This window comes from Gordonia phthalatica (genome assembly GCF_001305675.1).
GTDB classification, from domain to species: domain Bacteria; phylum Actinomycetota; class Actinomycetes; order Mycobacteriales; family Mycobacteriaceae; genus Gordonia; species Gordonia phthalatica.
In genome coordinates this window covers 2,884,344-2,903,702 of the sequence record NZ_CP011853.1, presented here as the reverse complement: position 1 = coordinate 2,903,702, position 19,359 = coordinate 2,884,344, and the positions used below count along the sequence as shown (strand labels likewise).

6 protein-coding genes are annotated in these 19,359 nt (G+C 64.5%); 1 reads left to right on the top strand and 5 read right to left on the bottom strand.

From position 1 onward, the window contains the following. Positions 1–1,123 precede the first annotated feature (1,123 nt). The 4 genes from ACH46_RS13485 to ACH46_RS21795 form a co-directional block, all read right to left on the bottom strand. On the bottom strand, positions 1,124–3,391 hold the full coding sequence (locus tag ACH46_RS13485; protein ID WP_062393384.1) for a 3'-5' exonuclease: 2,268 nt from the start codon (positions 3,389–3,391) through the stop codon (positions 1,124–1,126). After that, positions 3,391–5,805, bottom strand: a complete 2,415-nt coding sequence (locus ACH46_RS13480; RefSeq protein WP_062393383.1) for a DUF262 domain-containing protein — start codon at positions 5,803–5,805, stop codon at positions 3,391–3,393. Before ACH46_RS13480 ends, ACH46_RS13485 begins: the two co-directional genes overlap by 1 nt. After that, positions 5,802–12,176: a DEAD/DEAH box helicase gene (locus ACH46_RS13475; protein WP_062393382.1), complete on the bottom strand. Its 6,375-nt coding sequence runs from the start codon at positions 12,174–12,176 to the stop codon at positions 5,802–5,804. Before ACH46_RS13475 ends, ACH46_RS13480 begins: the two co-directional genes overlap by 4 nt. A gap of 121 nt (positions 12,177–12,297) precedes the next feature. Further along, entirely contained in the window at positions 12,298–12,720 is a 423-nt protein-coding gene (locus ACH46_RS21795) for a tyrosine-type recombinase/integrase (RefSeq protein WP_236995101.1), read from the bottom strand. 338 nt (positions 12,721–13,058) lie between these two features. Here ACH46_RS21795 and ACH46_RS21310 point away from each other — a divergent pair, with 338 nt between their 5' ends. Continuing rightward, positions 13,059–14,729, top strand: a complete 1,671-nt coding sequence (locus ACH46_RS21310; RefSeq protein WP_157851054.1) for a restriction endonuclease — start codon at positions 13,059–13,061, stop codon at positions 14,727–14,729. Here ACH46_RS21310 and ACH46_RS13465 read toward each other — a convergent pair. Further along, positions 14,693–19,357 carry an Eco57I restriction-modification methylase domain-containing protein gene (locus ACH46_RS13465; RefSeq protein WP_062393380.1) on the bottom strand — a complete coding sequence of 1,555 codons (4,665 nt, stop codon included), beginning with the start codon at positions 19,355–19,357 and terminating at the stop codon, positions 14,693–14,695. The two genes, ACH46_RS21310 and ACH46_RS13465, sit on opposite strands and share 37 nt — an antisense overlap. Positions 19,358–19,359: the final 2 nt, after the last annotated feature.

Sequence of the window (19,359 nt, the reverse complement as noted above, 5' to 3'; positions counted from 1 at the left end):
AGACTATCTCTTTGAATCGACAACTGATACGAGTACCAACTCGGCACTGCCGGGCCAGGTGATGACGCTACGCGGGGCGGTCGAGGTGTCGTGGTCGGTGACCGGACGGGACGACCGTGTTCGCCTTCGCCTGAATTGCCGGACGGTCGGTTCCATCTGCTCACGGGTGTGCGCCGACCAGCTGGTCGAGGTCGACAGTCTCGCCGACCTCGTTGACATCGGCGTTCGGTCTCGAACAGATCGCTCGCGACGAGGGCGCGGACGTACGGTCGAACCGTCGACGGTGCCGTCGAGCGATCGCGACGAGACCTTGCGGAAGATACCGAGCGGGGCCGAACCATCTGTGTGTCGTGTCGACACATGATCTGCGGTGAGGACGAGGGGAGCAGCCCTGCGTTGGCAGCCCGCCCCATCCGCCCGGTGTCATCAGTGGTCCGGCGTTGTCGGACCGGGATGAGACCTTGTGGTGATGACCGACGCGATCACCGGATTCCGGGGCGAGTACTTCTGTACTGTCGAACTTCTATCGCTGCGATTTCGATGTGCCCGGACTCGGTCGGGCCCGGAGCGCCGAACACGCCTATCAGGCGTTGAAGTCTGACGCCCGCGGGTGGAGGAACTTCATTTGCGGATCACGGCGGTCTCGTTGCGGTAGCGACGCATACCGCGCGTATGCCGAAGGGAGGCCAAAACGAACCGATGCCGCCCCCTGACGATCATCACCGGAGACATCACCCGCGTCGACGCGGACGTGACCGTGAACGCTGCGAACACCCGAATGCGTGGCGGGTGGTGGCGTTGACGGGGTCATTCAGCGGGCCGGCGGCCAGATGATCTTCGACGACTGCACCCACCGTCTCCGCGCGGGCTGGCCGTCGGGGACGCTGGATGGACGACTGTCGTCGATCTACCCGTCCGGCAGGTGATCCATACGCTCGGGCTGAACTGTGTTGCCGGGGCGGTTCGTCTCCTACATTTATGCGCTGGGGACGTGGCGGAGCGATATCTCGACAGCCGACAACGTCGACGACGCCGGCCGGTATCCGCATGTCGGACATGACGCCGAGGTAGTCCGCTACGCCAGCGCGGGCGGGGGCGAGTAGCCGCAGACACATCGCATGCGCTAACCCTGATCGGTGATCGGACTGCCAAGCAACCCCGACTTCGTCCCACTCCACGTCACGACGAGCTCATCGCGCGCCCGGCTGGCCGCCACATACAGCAGCGACCGTTCGCGCAGTAGGGCCTCGGTGCGTTCCTCTTCTGGTACGGACTTGAGGGTCACAGACGAGGGGACGTGGGTGTCGTCAATGCCGGCCAACACCACGCGGGAGAACTCCATGCCTTTGGATCGGTGCATGGTCAGGACACGCACGTGCTCGCCGTTGAGTGGTTTGTTCTCCAAGGCCCGCGCCGGCACACCGCGTTCGCCGAGCGCGCGGACGAACTGATCGCGGGTGGCTTCCGAACGGGCGAGCACCGCGATCGACGAGGGAGTGACACCGTCGCCGATCCACGCCTGCGCTTGGGCGGCGACCGTGTCGAGTTCGTCGGCCACCGAAGCACATTCCACCAACTGTGGGACGGGGCCGCGGCGCGCGGAACGGTAGCCCGCGGTCGACTCATCGCCCTGCTCCAGGTCGCGATACTCGGCGCCCTGCAGGATGCTGACCGCGAAGTGCAGATTCTCGGCGGTGGTCCGGTAGTTCAACGTCAACCGCTTGGAACGGCCGACGATCTTGATGCCGAGCCGCCCCAGCACCACCGGCTGACCGTAGATGCGCTGGTGCGAATCCTCGGCGATGAACAGGTCGTTGGCACCTTCGGCGACGAGATCGCGCAGCAGGGCCCAGTGTGTGGCGTGCAGGTCCTGGGCCTCGTCGACGACGATGTGATCGACTAGATGTCCGCCACCGGCCTCGGTCCGCAACCGTAGAGATTCGGCGGCCAACGCGAGAACCTCTGCGTAGCTGAGGGTTCCGTCCATCCGCGACTGTCGGCGGTACGTGTCGACGAGTTTCCACACGGCGATCCGCTGCGGTCGGCTCAACCGCACGCCGCGACCGGCCCGCGCCACCTTCACATACTGCTCCAGTGTGGTCACCCGGTTGGCGAGCACGACGGCGACATACTCGTTCTCCAAGAACGTCGGTGTGGCCAGCTTGGGGTGGAGATCGGTCGACGCCTCGGCCAGCAGATCACGCCACAGGGACGACCGCGTCCGTGAACTGATCGAGTCGACACCGGCATATCCGAGAACTGATTGCGCCGCCTCGGTGAGATTGTCGGCCTGGCGGAGCACTGCGTAGCCGAGGGCGTCGATTCCGCCGACGTACACGCCCGGGTCGCCCGGACGCGCTGCGATCGGCACCTTGGAGTCGAGCACCAACAGATCGCCGTGCAGCGCTTCGGCCAGTGTCTTGTTGTAGGTGGTGAGAATGATTCGCGCATCAGGGTTCTCGCGCGCCAGGTTGCGCGCCCGGTGAACGGCGACGACAGTCTTGCCGGTACCGGCCCCGCCGGACAGCCGGAACGCGCCATTGTAGGTCTTCTTCTCGGCGTACTTGCGCTGCTCGGGATGCAGAAACACCCGCCAGGCGGCGAAGTCGTCGCTCTCAATGGCCTGGCGGAGTTCCTCGTTGTCTTCGATGAGACGGAACTGCATCTTCGACGCCGGCTGATCGAGCGCCTTGAGGATCCTTCGATCCTCGTCGAGCTCCTCGTCGAGCTCCTCGTCGGTGGTGGCGTCGATGAGTGCGTACTTGGCGCGCAACTCGTCGATGCCGATCCCGGTGGCGAGTTCGAGCAGGGCATCGGCCTGCCATGTCACTGCCCGCGCGATGACATCCATCAGTGCATTCTCATCGGCGGCTGCGAGTGCGTCGGCGGCGATCTGCGGATCGATGCCGAGCCTTTCGGTGAAATCGTCGAGGGTGAACCCGAGCCCGGCGAGGTAACCCGGCGCCGTCTCAGTGGTGAGCGCACGGTCCAGACCACCATCGTGGTCGGGGAGCACGACTCGCTTCTTGCGATCGTCATTGCCGTCGAGTTTGCCGATGACGGCTTCGAGGACTCCGTTGATGGGATTGACCTGCAGGTAGGAGCGTTCGGCGAGCTTGTTGGCATCGTCGTGCGGCCAGGTGCCCATGTAGATGAACGTCGGGTCGTCGCCGAGCTTGTCGTTGACTTTGAACAGGATCGCGCGATACTGCAGATCAACCCGACCGGTGCGCACCCGTTTGTCGACGGCGCTCTTGAGCGGCTCGATGTGCAGTCCGGGGGCCGTGTGATCGGCACTGAGTTTCTCGATGAACGCCCACACCTTGGCTCGGATGGAGCCGTCGAGTTTCGGCATCGACTTGCTGTTGGACGCGAGGACGAGGTTTGCCATTACCGAGCTCCGTTCACGGACAGTACAGCGAGCCAACGACAGATGACTCCGGAGACGATCAGTCGATGAAACTGGCCAGGCAGCATCGATTCGAGTTCCGTCATTAGTCGAAGAGCAGCGAGTACTTCCTCGTGAGAGGCCGAACCAGTGAAATCGGGAGCCTCCACATCGGGCAGTGTGTGCCCCGGCAACGTGATCTTCGGGTCGGGAAGACTGAACGCGGTCAATGCGCCAGCGAAGTCGGCGCGCACCTGACGAGTCTCCTCCTCAGTCACGGCAGGGGACGTGAGCTGTTCGAGCTCTGGGGTGAACTTGGTCAGCTCTGCATACGGGGAGGGTTCGCTTTCCAATGATTCCGGCGTGCCGGAGTCTGTATTGCGCAGGGTGAACAGGAGGTCGTCGGTGCTGATCTCGAGGTGGTCGAACAGCTTGCGTAGTACGGTCAGCTTGGTGTGCGTCGAGGTCGAGGACTGGACGGTTAGCCCGGGAACGATCAACGACTGCCCGGCGGGGACGTCAGATGAGTCGCCGATCAGTGTCATGTCGTTTACGTCGGCGGTATAGGCGAAGATCTCCTCGCGATGCTCATCGACCAACGCTCGGAGCACCTGCACGAGGGCATCCTTCCAACTGCTGACGGTCTGGTGGATGTCACCGAAGTCGAACGCAGCGATGGTCTGATTGGTGAAGGATTCGTCATCGCCCATCGGAACCGACGGCATCGGCGGGATGTGAGGTTCGAACGTGGTCGACGGCAGAGCCCAATATCCAACAGCAACGGAGGTCAATGTTTGGGTGCGAGTCTCCATCTCTGCGGCCGTCCATTGGTCGACTTCTTTGAGCAACGCGTTGAGTCGGTAAGGCGATTCGTCGAATCCGTTGTCGCGCTTCTTCTTGTCCGCGAATCGGTCGTTGGAGTAGCTGGAGTTGTAGCCGGTAACGGTCAGATTGCCGATACGGTTCCGCCAGAGCGCATGGACCTCTTCGGCGTCGTCGCCGAGATCCTGCCGCCATGCCGAGCTCAGGGTCTGGGGCATGATGTGCTCAATGCTGATCGACTGATTCTCGAGTGCAGTCGCAATGTCATGAGTGTCGTTAGAGTAATTGTTCTCGAGGCACTCGAACAGGTAGGCTCGGTTCTCGCCCTTGATGTGGTAGAGGTCGCGGGTGGTGAAGGCTTCGGTGAATTCATCGTCTGCGGGAAACCTTCCGGACGTTCCCCGTCGGCGAAGCGAATAGATGAGAACGTCGGAAAACCTGTCATCGGCTCCGCGGAGGCGGTGGATCTCGGAGTAGAGCGTGGCGAAGATCTTATTGAGCGCATTGGTGGGAACACTGCACACGAATCGGCGGAACAGGTAGGCGTCGAGGATCTCGATGACTGCAGTGAAATCGGCAGGTGATACCGTCCCTGCCTTCACTTCTCCGAGCAGTGGCATGGTGAGCGGCAGCGTCACATCATGCTTGATCATGTTGAGACGGCGCAGGCGCCGATCGGCCTGTGTGATACCGGTTGATGCGGTGTTCAGCTCGCGGCTGTACTCGGCATAGTCGCGCATCTCGGACAACAGCTCGCGGGTGGTTGCGGTCGAGCTGTTCTGGAAGTTGCGGAAAGCCTCGTACACCGCATCCTGGCGCGGCGTCTTGCCGGTCTTCGATACGAGGTAGAAGCGGATGAACCAGTCGGTACGGTATTCGACAGCGGTCTCGATGCGGTTCCAGTAGTTCTCGTACAGGTCCTCCTGCTCGTGGCTCGGCTGGTGCATCAGCGCCACGTTGCGGATCTTGTCGGCCTCGCTGAGCTCGAGTCCGGTCGAGTTGATGCTCTCGAAGATTCGCTGGGGGTCGTCCTGTTTCTCCAAGTCCAGTGCCATCACCTGCAGTCGGAAGATGGCCTCCCAGATCTGGTCGCCATCTAACTCTCCCTGCGAAATCCGCTCGCGGAAGTAGCGATAGTTCGCGGTGATCGTGGATGATTCGATCGGGGTATCGCCGCGCAGGAGGCGGCTGTACGCGTCGTTGTCGTTTTTGACGGGCTTCAGTTTGAACTTGACGGCGTCGTTCTTGCTCTTGAGAACCAAGTAGCTTTCGCGGATGTCGGACGCCAGATTAGGGTCTTTCGACCTGATTGTGCCGTCGTCGAGGCAATGGACCAACGCCAGCATCAGTAGACTGGTGGTGGTTAGCCGTTGCTGGCCGTCGATGACCACATAGGTGAACGAGGTCTCGGGGTGGCCGACGATCGCGCCGAAGAAGTGCGTCTCGCGGTCTTGACGGATGATGTCGACGAGGTCGTCGAACAGGCGGGCACAATGCTTGATTTTCCAGTCGTAGTTGCGCTGGTAGACCGGAATCAGGAGATGCTTGCTGCTTCCGTCGAAGAGCTCGACTATTCTGCTGATACTGCCCTTCATGCCCGGGTGGCTCCATTCTTCAACGCGGTCGCGATCTGATCAATGCTCGGTGGACACAGTGTCCACCCCGCCTCCGACATCGTATGGGTGATGCTGTCGTCGGGGTCGAGGACCACGCCGAGTCTGTGATCGCTCCACGCGAAGTCGAGGACGTCGCCGTCGTCGGTCTCATAGCCGAGGGTCGGCACCGGCAGCTCGGCGGCGGCGAGTGCGATGACCAACTGCTTCTCCTCGTCGGAGACGGTGGAGTCGTAGACGGCCTGCCACTCCGAACTGAGGTCGGCCTTGGGTTTGGCGGCCGGGCCGCTGCCGTCGGCTGTCAGGAGGCTGCGAGTGGTGATGCGGGAATCGTCGCTGAGCCCGAACCAGTTCGACAGCCGCAGCCACTCCTTCCAGGCGTGGCCGTCGAGAATCTCGAGGTTCTCGTCGCGATCGTCGACGGCGAGAACCGCGGTGAGCGTCCGGGTTCCGGGGCGCATGGCGGCGGTGACGGCGAGGGGACCGTCGGTGGACCACCAGCACATGTCGGTGCCTACACCGAACTCTGCTGCCTCGCCGTCGAGGAGGCCGAGTGCGGAGGTCGCCAGGGCGTCGGCATCACCGGGGCCGCGGTTGTCGGGTCGCACGAACATCATCGGCAACGATCGGCCCACCGCCTGCCACGCCGAATGGTCGGGATCGGTGATGAACGCCAGCAGCACGGTGATCGGGTCGGCGGTGAGCTGTCGGACGATCGCCGGCCGCAGACCGCCGACCTTCATCGCATTCGCCGCCCCCTTCTCGGTGAACCACGACGGCACCACCGACTCACCGGTGATGAACCGTTGCAGATCCTCATGCCCGAACGACCACACCAGATGCCCGCTGCCGCGGAGAATCGCGCGTTTGGCGGCGTCGTCGGCGACACGATTGCAGCCGGGGACGGCGTGATACCTGCGGCCGTCGGCGAAGATCGCGATCCGCGGCACGTCGGGATCGTTGGTCGCGAGTTCGAAGTCGGGTTTCGAGTTGGCCACATGCACCTGCGGAGTGAGCTTCCAAGTGCGAATCTTCTTGCCCGGCAGCACGATCGTCGCCGACGGCCCGTAGGTGCCCGGAGACTCCTTCACGGTGGCGCCCATGGTGCGCAGCCGGTCGACGAAGGCGACGTAGAACTCCTTCTCCAGCGGCGACTCCTCACTGCCGACCCGAGCGGCGGGGGCCTCGGCGGTGACGGCGTCGAGCCACCGGGCGGCATCGGGTTCGGCGCCGTCGTCGACGCCGAGCAACTGGTCGAGTACCCGCAGCGCCGTCTGGCGCGACACCTTGTCGAGCTCGTGCGGCGGCGCGAACGGCAGCAGGCACTTGTGGCAGGCCAGCCGGTCGTAGTCGGCGCAGTCACAGTCGCGGACCACGGTGCGTGCCGCGGCCAGGACCGCCCACACCTTCGCGGGGTCGGCGAACTCGGCGAGATACCCGGTGCCGCCGGGCACAGTGTCGTGGATCAGCAGTGCCCGCTGGTCGGGGGACCGCAGAGCATCGGTGATGGTCGCGACGTCGAGGTGTTCGGGGGAACCGCCGATCACCTGCCGCAATCCCAGCAGGATCGCCGCGGACAGGCTGGGATGGGCGAACTGGTCGTACTCCAACGCCTTCGGCAGATGCAGCAGCACCCCCTGAGTGCGGAGGGTGCGGGCCAGCGCGATCTCCCGAACGTGCTCGGTGGCGGCATTGCGGTGCCGACACCAACTGCGATGCTCATAGCGCGAGTTGCGGCCGGCGGACTTGTCGAGCTGCCCGCACGCCGAGCACACCCGGAACAGTCCGGTGGCGGTCTCCTGCCCGGCGACGGTGCGGGTGGCACCCTGGGAGGTGCGCCGCCCCATATTGAGCCAGCGCACATCCAGGCGGCGCAGATACTCGGCACCGAATTCGAGGTCGCCGACATGCCAGGACCGGCCGACGTTGACCGGGTCGATGTCGGCGGCGGTGATGACGGTGAACGACTCCTTGTGCCGCTCGTCGCGAGAATCGGTAATGGACGCCTCGTCGCGACGCACCTCCGCGGACACCCGCGCCATCTCCACCACCGGCAACTGCTGGCTGACGTCGGCGATGGCGCCGGTCCCGCAGCGCGGGCACGTGGTGATGGTCGGTGGCTGTTCCCCCGCCAGGGTGATGCCCGCCCACCCGCATTGCGGGCACAGCCGCCAGGTCTGGATGTTCGACTCGCCGGCCCCGAGGTCGACGGCGTCGATCCGGGCGGCCAGCCCCTGCGCGTAGAAGGTGGCACCGGGCGCCAGTTCGGTGAGTGCGACGCGCGAGCCGCGCTGATAGCTGGTGGCCTCACCCATGTACTGGCTGGTGTCCGGGTCGATCCAGGTGACGCCGACGTCGAGGGTCACCGAATCGTCGAGCAGCGTGTAGTTGGGCAGCACACCGTAGCGTTCGAGGACGGAGATCCAGTAGTCGTCGGTGAGGTCGTGGATCTGGCCGCCGAGCAGCCGCAGCGAACCCTTCGCGGTCCGTAGATCGCGCAGGTCGTCGTCGGTAGCCGCCGGCGATGCCGCCCGTCGTTCGAATTCGGGCATCTCGGCTTGGACGGTGTCACGTCGCGCGGTGAGCTCGGTGAGGTCCCGGTTCCAGCGGTGCACCGCCTCCTGCAGATCCGAGGCGAGGGGGCTGGGGGCACCGTCGTCGCCGGGAGTGGCCCAGGCGCGCAGGGAGTCTCGGGTGTGCGCGTCGAGGACATCGTCGAACTGGGCGAGGAATCCGTCGACCAGGGCGTCGGCGTCGGTGCTGACGGCGGTCAGCAGGGCTGCCATCCAACTGCCGGGGTCGAAGCTGCCGAGGACGGCGCGGGCACCGCGGGGGGCGACGGTGCCCGGGTCGCGGGCCAGGCGGTCGATGATGTGCGCGATGTACTGGCGTTGCAGGATCTCCTCGGCGGTGAGGAAGGTGGCGGGCGGGCGGACCTCGCCCTGGATCACCGAGGTGGGATCGTACAGTTTGGGCAGGTGCTCGCCGCGGCCGCGGACGAACGCCAGAGCCAGCGAGTTGCCGGTCAGGCGCCCGGCGCGGCCGACGCGCTGCAGATACGAGGAGACGGTGCGGGGCAGCGAGCCGAGCATCACCGTCGACAGATCGCCGATGTCGATGCCCATCTCCAGGGTCGGTGTGGCGACCAGGACGTTGGGGGCCTGCGGGTCGGCGCCGCCGCGTTTGAATGCGGTCTCATAGCCGAGGCGGGTCTGCGTCGGGAGCAGCGAGGTGTGCTCTCGGGCGACGACGCGTTTCATCTCCGAACCGTCGTAGAGCCGACGGTAGAAGTTCTGCCCCTTGGCGGCGCGGACGAGGGTGCCGGGGCAGCGGACCAGTAGGCAGGGGGCGCCGTCGAGTTGGTCGACGGCGGTGACGCTGCCGGGGGTGGGCGTCTGGCACACCGCGCACACCAGCAGGTGCCGACCGGCGGCGAGATCGTCGTCGGTGGGGGCGGTGACGGTGATGGCGGCCGCGGGCAGCCCGTAGGCGGTCAGTCCGCTCTCGGTGAGCACTGCGGACAGGACGCGTTGTTCGGCCAGGACCGAGAACAGGGAGCGGGCCAGGAAACTGCCGTCGTAGGGCGAGACGTCCAGACATTGGGAGGCCCACCGCGCATACCAGGACGAGACGGCGGTGATGGCGTCGAATCCTTCGGGGACCGAGCGGGATCCGACGGCGGGGAAGGCGGCGGCGGGGCGGCCCTTCGGGAAGGCGGGCATGCCTTCGCCTTTGGGGCGAGCACCCCACACCCAGCGGCGGTTGGCGTCACGTTCGACGTAGGTGCGCAGCCACGGATGGTGGATGGCGCCGCGGGTGCGGACGCGTTCGACGGTGCCGCGCACCCAGCGGGTGATGGCCGCGGAGTCGGGTGCGGTGAGGGCGAGCTGGTGTTCGGCGGCGTTGAGGGCGGCGCGACCGAGGCGGGCGGGACGTTCGGCGCCGCCGAGGTCGACTTCGGCGACGGCGCTGCCGGTGAGTTCGAGGGTGCGGCCGAGCCGTGATTGCAGCCCGAACTCCATGTCGATGTCGAACTGCAGGCGACGCAGCACCTTGCCCGCGGCCTTCTTCCGGGCCGCGGTGGAGGTATCCGGTTTCCAGAACGGGGTGAATCCATCGTGGTCGACGATGTCGGGGGCCAGCAGATGGTAGCGGCGGGCCGGGTCGTCGCCGGCGCGGGCGATGACTCTCTCGCACAGTTCCGGCAGGGTGAGCGCCTGGTCGCCGATGGCGCTGCGGAGAGTGGAGCGCAGGCTCAGGGTGTGGGAGCGGGCCTGGACGAAGCCGGCGCGGTGCGCGGCGTCCTGCACGCTGTCGGTGAACATCAGCGTCTTCTTCTCGTCGGCGTCGAGGCGGGCGTCGCCGAACAGGTTCGAGAGGGTCACCGAGAGTTGGGTGGCGACTGCGCTGCCGAGGAAGCGGATGCCGTCGGCGGCACCGCACGCCGGGCACATGTCGTTCTGGGAGGCTTCCTCCACGGCATCGCCGGTCAGGACGAGGACCGGCAGCACTTTGCCTTCGAGTTGTTCTGCGCTGTCGGGATCGGGTGGGGTGTCGACGATTTCGCGGTCGTCGATGCGGAACCATCGCAGGCCCTCCACCTGTTCGGCGCGGGTGGCGGTGAGCAGGGCTTCGGCGGGTGCTGAGATGAGGGCGCGGAAGCGGGAGGTGCCGGCGGCGTGGTCGGCGCGGATGGATTCGTCGGTCACATCCAGGGTGTGGCCGGTGGGCGCCAGGCGGGCACCCCATCCGGAGCGCCCGCAGTGCCGGCAGTACAGTGCGGGCAGGTGCATCACGTCGGCGTCGTCGTGGATGCCGTCGTCGGACCACCGGTAGGCGGTGACGGCGGTGACGGCCCTGTCGATCCGGGACAGTTCTCGGATCCACAGGTGCACATCGACATTCAGTGCGGCGCGCCCGACCTCGGCACGCAGGTGTGAGAGCGCGGCGAACAGATAGTCGAGGAAACGCTGCTGAGCGTGGTGGATGCGGGGCCGCTCGCGCGGGGATGTCGGGGTGTCGAAGACGGCGTCGGCGAGGTCGGCCAGCGAGATCGCGTCGACGGCGTGGGCGAGGACCTTTGCCAGCAGCGAATGAGTTTTGAGCAGGTGCAGTTGTTCGGCGGCGTCGAGGCGACGCAGGTCGGCGGGGGTCAGGCGCCGGTCGGCGTCGAGGTGGTCGGTGGTCTCGAACAGTTCGGTGCGCTCGAAAACCCCGGCCCGCTCGAACAATTCGGCGAGCACCGCAGCGGCGAGCGCACTGTTGGTGGGGGAGGCGGCGGCAACGGCGTCGAGGCGGTCGACGGACTCGGTGACGATCAGAGGTGCGGGCTGGTAATCCCGGCCGAGGGCGGGGTCGCGGTCGGCGAGCCAGGCGTCGGCGGTCACCCGGGTTTCGCCGATCACCGCGTCGGCGTCGAAGGCTTCGCCGAAGACGGTGTGGGCGAAGCCCAGCATCGCTGTGGGTTCGGCTTTGGAGCCGAGGGTGGCAGAGGTGGCGACGGGGGTGATGCGGCCGAGGGGGCGGGTGCGGTCGGCGTCAGTGACGGGCGAGGCGTCGGTCCAGTGGGCCTTGAGGGTGAGGCCGAGGCGGCGCAGCAGCATGGCAACGTCGGTGCCTTGGGCGCCGTCGTAGGTGTGGAACTCGTCGAGGACCACGTACTGCAGCGAGTCGGCGGACAGGCGCCAGATGTCGGCGCGGTCGGGGTGCAGCAGCAGGTGGTCGAGCATCTTGTAGTTGGTGAGCAGGATGTCTGGCGGTGCCGAATGCATCAGGGAGCGATCGGTGATCAGACCCTCATCGGTGACCTTGGTGCGCCCACCGGTGGACTGCTCACCGGTGTAGAGGCCCGCGGTGACACCGGACAGCTCTGAATGCTCGGTGATGAGCCGGGCGAGGCGTTCGGCTTGGTCGTTGGCCAGGGCGTTCATCGGGTAGAGGATGAGCGCCTTCATCCCGGTGACGCCGGCAGCCTTGGCGCGTAGGACGTGATCGAGGATCGGATACAGGAACGCCTCTGTTTTACCGGAGCCGGTGCCGGTGGTGACGAGGGTGGGCTGCGGACGCGCGTGAAACTTCGATGACAACCGCTCGAAGGCGGCGGCCTGGTGGCCGTAGGGGGTGAACCCCGTCGGCCACCAGTCCAGGTGCATCCTCCAGTTGCCGCCGGCGGGCGCATACGGCAGACGCAGACGCACGTAGGGGCCTTTGAACATGCCGGTGTCAGGGTGGCCGACGAAGTCCGACAGCGCGCCCTGCGCATCCGGGTCGGTGAGGGCGAAGGTGGTCGCGAGGTAGTCGGTGAGGCCTTCGCGCAAGTGGTTGGCTTGAATCGTCGGCAGTAGGACCCCCACGGATGTTGCCGCCCTTCCTGCTAGATGAGTGCTATCTGGATCATGCCTCATGGAGGGCGCCGCACCTTTGCAGGGCTGCGGTGCCCGGTTGAAGGGGCGACGCTGCGCAACCTACAGGCGCTCAATCTGCGTACCACTCCTTCGCTCTGCGGACAAGTGCGTCACGCATGCGGGACTCGTCGACCGCCAGATAGCGCTGGGTCGTCGCCAGTGAGGCGTGTCCAAGGAGCGTCTGGACAAGCCGCACATCATGGGTCTCGTTGTGGATTTCAGTCGCGCACAGGTGACGGAGTTGATGCATTGTGGTTCCGTCAGCGAGCGCGCGCGATACCAGAGTCCCAACCCAGTGCGCTGACAGGTGACCGCCTGTGGGGCTGGGAAACAGGAATCCGTCGTCGACGCTCTGCAATGCTGACGCCAGATCATCGGGAACAGGCAAGATGCGCTGCTTCATTCCCTTGCCATGTACAACTAGCGACCAGCCGTTGGCGTCCCAAACGAGATCGTTTCCGGGGTGCACTTGAGCAACCTCGCCGCGGCGCATGCCAAGCTCATTTGCGAGGCGGAGCATGAGTACCACTCTGTGGTCCGAGGTGTTGATCGCGGTCGATACAGTGGCCTTCCCCGCCGGCCGGGGTCGAGGTTGCTCAGGTCTGACAAGTGGTAGGACTTCCGCGATGTTGTCGTCTGTACGCCCCGTGGTAACGCCCCAGGCCCAGAACTTGCGGAACGAGGATCGGATGGCACGTGCGGTTTCGCGACTCCATTCGTGGCCGCCCGCCCAATCTAGGAGTGCGGAGCGTTCCAGACTCCATGGATCTGGCGCAAGGTCGGCACGAGCTAGTCGGCGCACGTGGTAGCACCGCAGTTCGATGGTCTGCGGTGACAGTCGCATTGCGTGCATCGCTGGCTGCCAAGCCACCACCTCAGCTGCCCATCGAGGGGGAATATCTAATCTCTTTGCCATGGGACGACTGTGAACCTGCAGGCGTATCCGGCGCTAGACCGACAGGTTCGGTCGGCCTCATCCACCTCGAATCCCACTTCACTGACGAGAAGGCCGGCAGACTCCGCGCCGAGACCTACCAGAGGCTGCGACGACACTGGCAGTTCATTAACGAACTCAAGCTCTTTGAGATCCAGAACCAACGTCGATACGGGGTGAACGTCTATGCCTCACGCAGGAAGCCGGCCTTTCGACAGGCAGCGTCGTTGTACCATCCGGACACCGTCACCCGGTCACTCGAACATGACGGTTCAGGAACCGAACCGGGGATCAAGGATCCTGATGGAAACTGGGATCTTCGTCCCCACGCCGCTCGCATCGTTCAAGTTGATGTGGGGACTCTCCGGTCGTGGCACGCTGTCCTTGAGACTGACGATGTCCCGATCAACCAGACCCGCATGGTCTACGCCGTCAACCGATCCTCTGCCGAAGTGCTTGCCAAGCTCGCTGCGGCCTCGCGCATTGAGACATTGGGTCTCCAGTTCTCGCTGGGTTGGATGGAGAACAATGCGACAAAGGCAAAGGGATATTATAGCGCCAGGTGGGGGCGTGCGGAGTCATGGGGTGAGGTGATTCTCCAAGGGCCTCACATCTACGTCGGAAACCCATTCTACAAGAGCCCCAACGAGACGATGCGGAATCACCTCGACTGGACCGCGGTCGATCTGGAAAGCCTCCCCGCTGACGCCGTCCCGATCACATCCTACAAACCCATGGGCGACCGCGACCGCTATGACGCGGCTTACACGCACTGGCAAACCGAACCAGAGGATTCCGTATCGGCTCGTCAGTTCTATAGGGTTGCCTGGCGAAACATGGCTGCGAACACCGGTGAGCGCACCCTAATCCCCGCCATCATTCCACCCGGCACTGCCCACGTTCACGGGCTCTTCTCGATCGGCTACAATTGGGAACCCACAGATGTCGCACTGGTTGCTGGCTGCATGTCCTCGCTACTATTAGACTTTGCGATCCGGGTCGCGCCGAAGTCGACAATTCCTGCTGCCACAGTAGGTCGACTTCCGCTAGCTGATGGAGGCGATCGCGGCAGCCCTCTTGCAAAATCGATCATGCTTCGTTCATTGCGGCTGAACTGCCTCACAGAGAAGTATGCACCGCTATGGGCCGCCTGCTTCTCAAGCGAGTTCGCTGACGACGCCTGGACCTGCGATGAGAGGCGGGTAGTAGGTGGCTCGCTCGGTGTCGCTGAAGATCGGTGGAACACATCCACTCCACTCCGCCGTGCGTCAGACCGACGGCAGGCCCTTCTTGAAATAGACGCGCTTGTTGCAATTGCACTCGGCATTACTGCTGATGAGCTCGCATCCGTGTACCGTACGCAGTTCCCGGTGCTTTTTGGATACGATCGAAAGCGTGACTGGTATGACGCGCGCGGTCGGCTGCTGCAGGGCGTAACAGTCCAGTCGGGTCATCAAGAAAGCATCGGCAAATCCTTGAAGTTGCCCTCGCCAGTTAATTACGACCGCGAATATGACCTAAGGCGCGCCCATCAAGTTTTCTTGAGCCGTATAACGAACTCCGCGTAGGAAGTCCGCATATCCTGCTCACGATCCAAGAATATGAATGGCGTCCGGTATGTATACCAGATCTTGCTCCCCGGGTGCATCTCAGCCTGCTGGAACCCTTGGGACGGCTCACCCGACCTTCTCCACGCCTGTAGTACCCGCGTAGGCACAGTGCGCCCATTCGCGTCGAAAGCCACCTGTTTGCGGTCGTACCCTGCCAGCACCGGGAACTGTGTGCGATAGATTGTGCAGAGTTCCTCGACGGTGATCCCGAGCGAGATCGCGACGAGGACATCGATCTCCAGCAATGCTTGCCTACGCAGGATGGCCCGTCGGAGCGGTACGGCTGGCGACCAGGCCGACTCGGGTACGGCGAGAGGCCGCTCCATCAATACGGGATGACTGTCCGTCCATGAATCTTCAAGAAAGTTACTATGCCAAGTGGCGGAAAATAATTCTGCATATGCGTCCGTCAGACAGTTCAGACGAAGAGCCCGTAGAATGAGAGCATTCCGTCCGGCTGCGTCGTCTACGAACGGCATACGCTCGGCGACGTTCGCCCGAATGTTGGACTTTGGTGCAGATCTGACGCTGAAATCGGCCAGGAGGCTGGAGAGGAAGGCGTTCAGCAACGGGATGATCGTCATGTTTGAATCGGGTGCGCCCGCGGAATAGATGCCGTCGACGTGGGCAGCGCCGGGTGGAATGATGGCGGGGATTAGGGTGCGCTCACCGGTGTTCGCGGCCTGATTGCGCCAGGCAACCCTATAGAACTGACGGGCCGATACGGAATCCTCTGGTTCGGTTTGCCAGTGCGTGTAAGCCGCGTCATAGCGGTCGCGGTCGCCCATGGGTTTGTAGGATGTGATCGGGACGGCGTCAGCGGGGAGGCTTTCCAGATCGACCGCGGTCCAGTCGAGGTGATTCCGCATCGTCTCGTTGGGGCTCTTGTAGAATGGGTTTCCGACGTAGAGGTGAGGTCCTTGGAGAATCACCTCACCCCATGACTCCGCGCGGCCCCAAGCAGGTTTGAACCTCTTTTTTGCGCGATCGGTTGTTTCGTTCCAGCCTGCGGAGAAGCGGAGATCGAGTGCAGCCAACCGCGGTGCCGACGACATCTTGTTGAGAACCGCGTCCGAGGATCGGTTGACGGCGTAGACCATGCGGGTCTGGTTGATCGGGACATCGTCAGTCTCAAGGACAGCGTGCCACGACCGGAGAGTCCCCACATCAACTTGAACGATGCGAGCGGCGTGGGGACGAAGATCCCAGTTTCCATCAGGATCCTTGATCCCCGGTTCGGTTCCTGAACCGTCATGTTCGAGTGACCGGGTGACGGTGTCCGGATGGTACAACGACGCTGCCTGGACGAAGTTGGGTTCACGCGTCGGACCATAGACGTTCACACCGAACCTCTTCTGGTGCTGAATCTCGAACAATTGAAGTTCGTTGATGAACTGCCAGTGTCTCCGCAGTCGTCGGTAGGTCTCGGCGCGGAGGCTGCCGGCCTTCTCGTCGGTGAAGTGGGATTCGAGGTGGATGAGGCCGACCGAACCTGTCGATTTGGCATTTCGCCACGTCAATTCCATGAAGCAGCGATAGAGGTCCGCTCGCAGGCCCGCCTGTAGCGGATACAGCTGAGCAGACGACAACGCGGCGCGCACAGCCAAAGTCTCGGTGATGGAGTCCAAAACGAAGCCGCGCATCCCGGGGAGGTTCAGCGCGATCTCGACATGCTCAGCATCCTCGATCTGAGTCGACTTCGTCTTGAGTTGCCACCACGGGTCGCCCTCAGCTAGCAATTCATCAATGTTGACATCTGGTCGCACCCAGGGTGGATTTCCGACCTGCAGATCGAACCCACCGCGGGTGAAGACCGGCGCGAAGTCCAGCTCCCAATGGAAGTAGCCTTGCTTGTCTGCAACCTCGGCCGCGACCGTCATCCAGGGGAATGCGTTGAGTGCCTTCTCGATCGGCTGCGCCTGTGCGAAGGTGCGGTCGGTGTCTTCTGCGACGTCGAGTTCTTGCCAGTTCATGTCGCCGGCGAGGCTGGTCTGACCGTATTTCTCGAACTTCCCGGCCTTCGGTGACACACCCAGAATGGCTTCCAGGCCACCGACCCAGTGATCCCAGTCCGGCGGTTCGATATCGGTGGTCAGCGGCCATGACCAGATTGCGCACCACGCGTCCATTGCTCGGCGCAGGCGTAGGTAGGCGCCGTTCGGGTCGCGGAGGACGGTTTCGATGTCCTCGCGCGTCACTGCGGGGGTGTGGTCGACAGGATCCGAGCCCCACAGGTGGATGTCGCGGCGGATCTCCGATTCGGCGATCATCAAGCGGCGCAGAGTGAAGTCCCAGAGAGTTTCCACTCGCTGTGCGAGGGCGGTGAGGCGTTTGACGATCGCCTTGTTCGGGGACTTGCGGATTTCGTTGCGCCACAAACGGAGTTCTTCGCGCTTGTCGGGCGCGTACTTCTTGGCTTCGGTAGTGTCGATGACGGCGCCCCAGCCCTCGGAGGGGAGGAGGAAGTGGTGGATGCCGGTGCCTATGGTTTCGACACACTCCTCACTTCGTTCGTCGTGGCTCAACCAGCGGGAGGTCAGCGGGACGTCGCGGGGGACGGCCTTGAGCCACTGCTTCTTCGTCAGCAGGTTCGGGGCGTAGACCGCGCGGCGGGCACCGATCAGTGAGTTGCCGCGGCGCAGGTGCAGACCGAACCACGGGGCCTGCAGGCCCGCGACCATTGTGTCCAGCCACAGCGAGATCTCCGCCAGCTCCACGGCGGTGGCGTTGAGGTCGACGCCGTACACCTGGTGTAGGGCAATGTGCGCCTTCACCTTCTGCAACTCGATCGGGTACTGGTCGGCGTCGATCAGCTCGCCCAGATCCTCCTGCTTGCGCTTGAGGTATTCGGCGGCGAGCTGGCGGACCGCCTCGATGGCGAATGCGCCCGAGCCGAGGGCCGGCTCGCAGATGCTCAGTTCCAGGATCTGCTCGGGCGTGGTCCGCTCATCGTTCTGATCGAGCAGTTCCTCCAGGGCCTGGGAGACCACGAACTTCGTCAACACCTCGGGCGTGTAGTACGACGCCGACTGCTGACGCTCGCGGCCGGCGAGCCGGAACACGAACGTGCCCTTGCGGTGCAGGACAGGCTTCGCCTCGCCGGTCGCCTCGTCGACCGCGCGGACGAAGTCCTTCTCATCCAGGTGATCGGAGCGGTCCACCGGAACCACCCACGAACCCTTCTCGGGATCACCGTTCTTCGCGACCTCGTACAAGTCTTCCTCGGCGAAGAAACCGGTATAGCTCATCAGGCCCTCGTACACCGCACCCAACTGGTTGATGCCCAGCTCCGCGTACGAGATGAAACCGCGATCGCCGCCCCGGCGGCCCTTGGACTCCTTCGACAGCAGCAGATGTTCGAGTACCTGCTGCATCGCCTCGTTGCCGAGCCCCACCTCGTCGATCAGGGCCGTCGACGCGGGCGCGAACAGGTCGGCACGCAGCGGCTGAAACTCCAGACCCGGTGCCGGATCGTCGGCGTCATCGGCTCGGACGGCAGGTGTGTGGCCCTCGTCGACGAGGCGGAACAGCGTCGCCAGCGACTCGTACAGGTGTGTGCCGGTGCGGGCCCGCGCCGAGGTCAGCTCGGTGAGCGTCAACTCCCGCAGCCGGTCCAGGCCGTAGCCCTCCTCGTACTCGGCGGCGCCGGTCGGCAGTACCCGCATCTCCGGGGACGCCTCCGCATACAGGAGGAACAGGATCCGGTACAGGAACCGCAGCGAATGCTTGGCCAGGTCCTGCCCGTCGATCCCGTCCAGGCTCAAGCTCTTCTTGGTGCGCCGCCGCACCACCTCGTTGGCGATGATCTCGATCGACAGGCGGATGCCTTCGCGCAGGTCCTTCGACACCCCGACGGTGTGCTTCACCGAATCGGCCAGTACCCCCGACCACCAGATGTTGCCGTCCGCGTCCGGCAGCAGCGCCTGCCGCCCGAACATCGCGGCGACACGGTCGATTTCGCCGCCGCGCGCCTCGTGTCGGCGCTCGGCGACCACCAGCAGGTCGACGGCCAGATACCGGCCCTCCGCCCAGCGTTCGGCCTCGGCCAGCAGCAGCCACTGCCCGGCCTGCACCACCACGAATGCCGGCGGTGCATCCGAGCGGAACGCCGCCGACACCGCCTTCGACGCCGACTCGATCGGCTTACCGTCCTCCACGGCAGGCGAGATCAGCAGACCCGTTGCCGGATCGAGCAGATCCTCGATAGCGGTGACTGGAACCGCTTGCAGGAACAGCACACTCGTCGCATCACCGAGTGTGGCGTTCGGAATCTCCAGTTCGGAGCCTGCGCGCTCGGCGGTGAACGTGCCCAGCGTCGACGGGTACCCGAACGCCGTGCGGATCAGGGTGTGCGCCTGCGGCGCGGTATCCGGATTCTCCGCGAGCCCGGCGAGCGCGGTCTGCAGGGCGCCGGCGGAGGCGAGCAGGCTGTCGCGGACCGTCGCCCGGTCGGCCTTCTTCTCCGCATCCCACAGTTTGCGCAGCTCCAGCACCTTGCCGTGGAATGACTCCTTGGCCGAATCGGTGGTGAAGTAATGCTCGCTGATCCAGGCCTCGCCGATGACGATGGAATCGAAAGACGCCACGA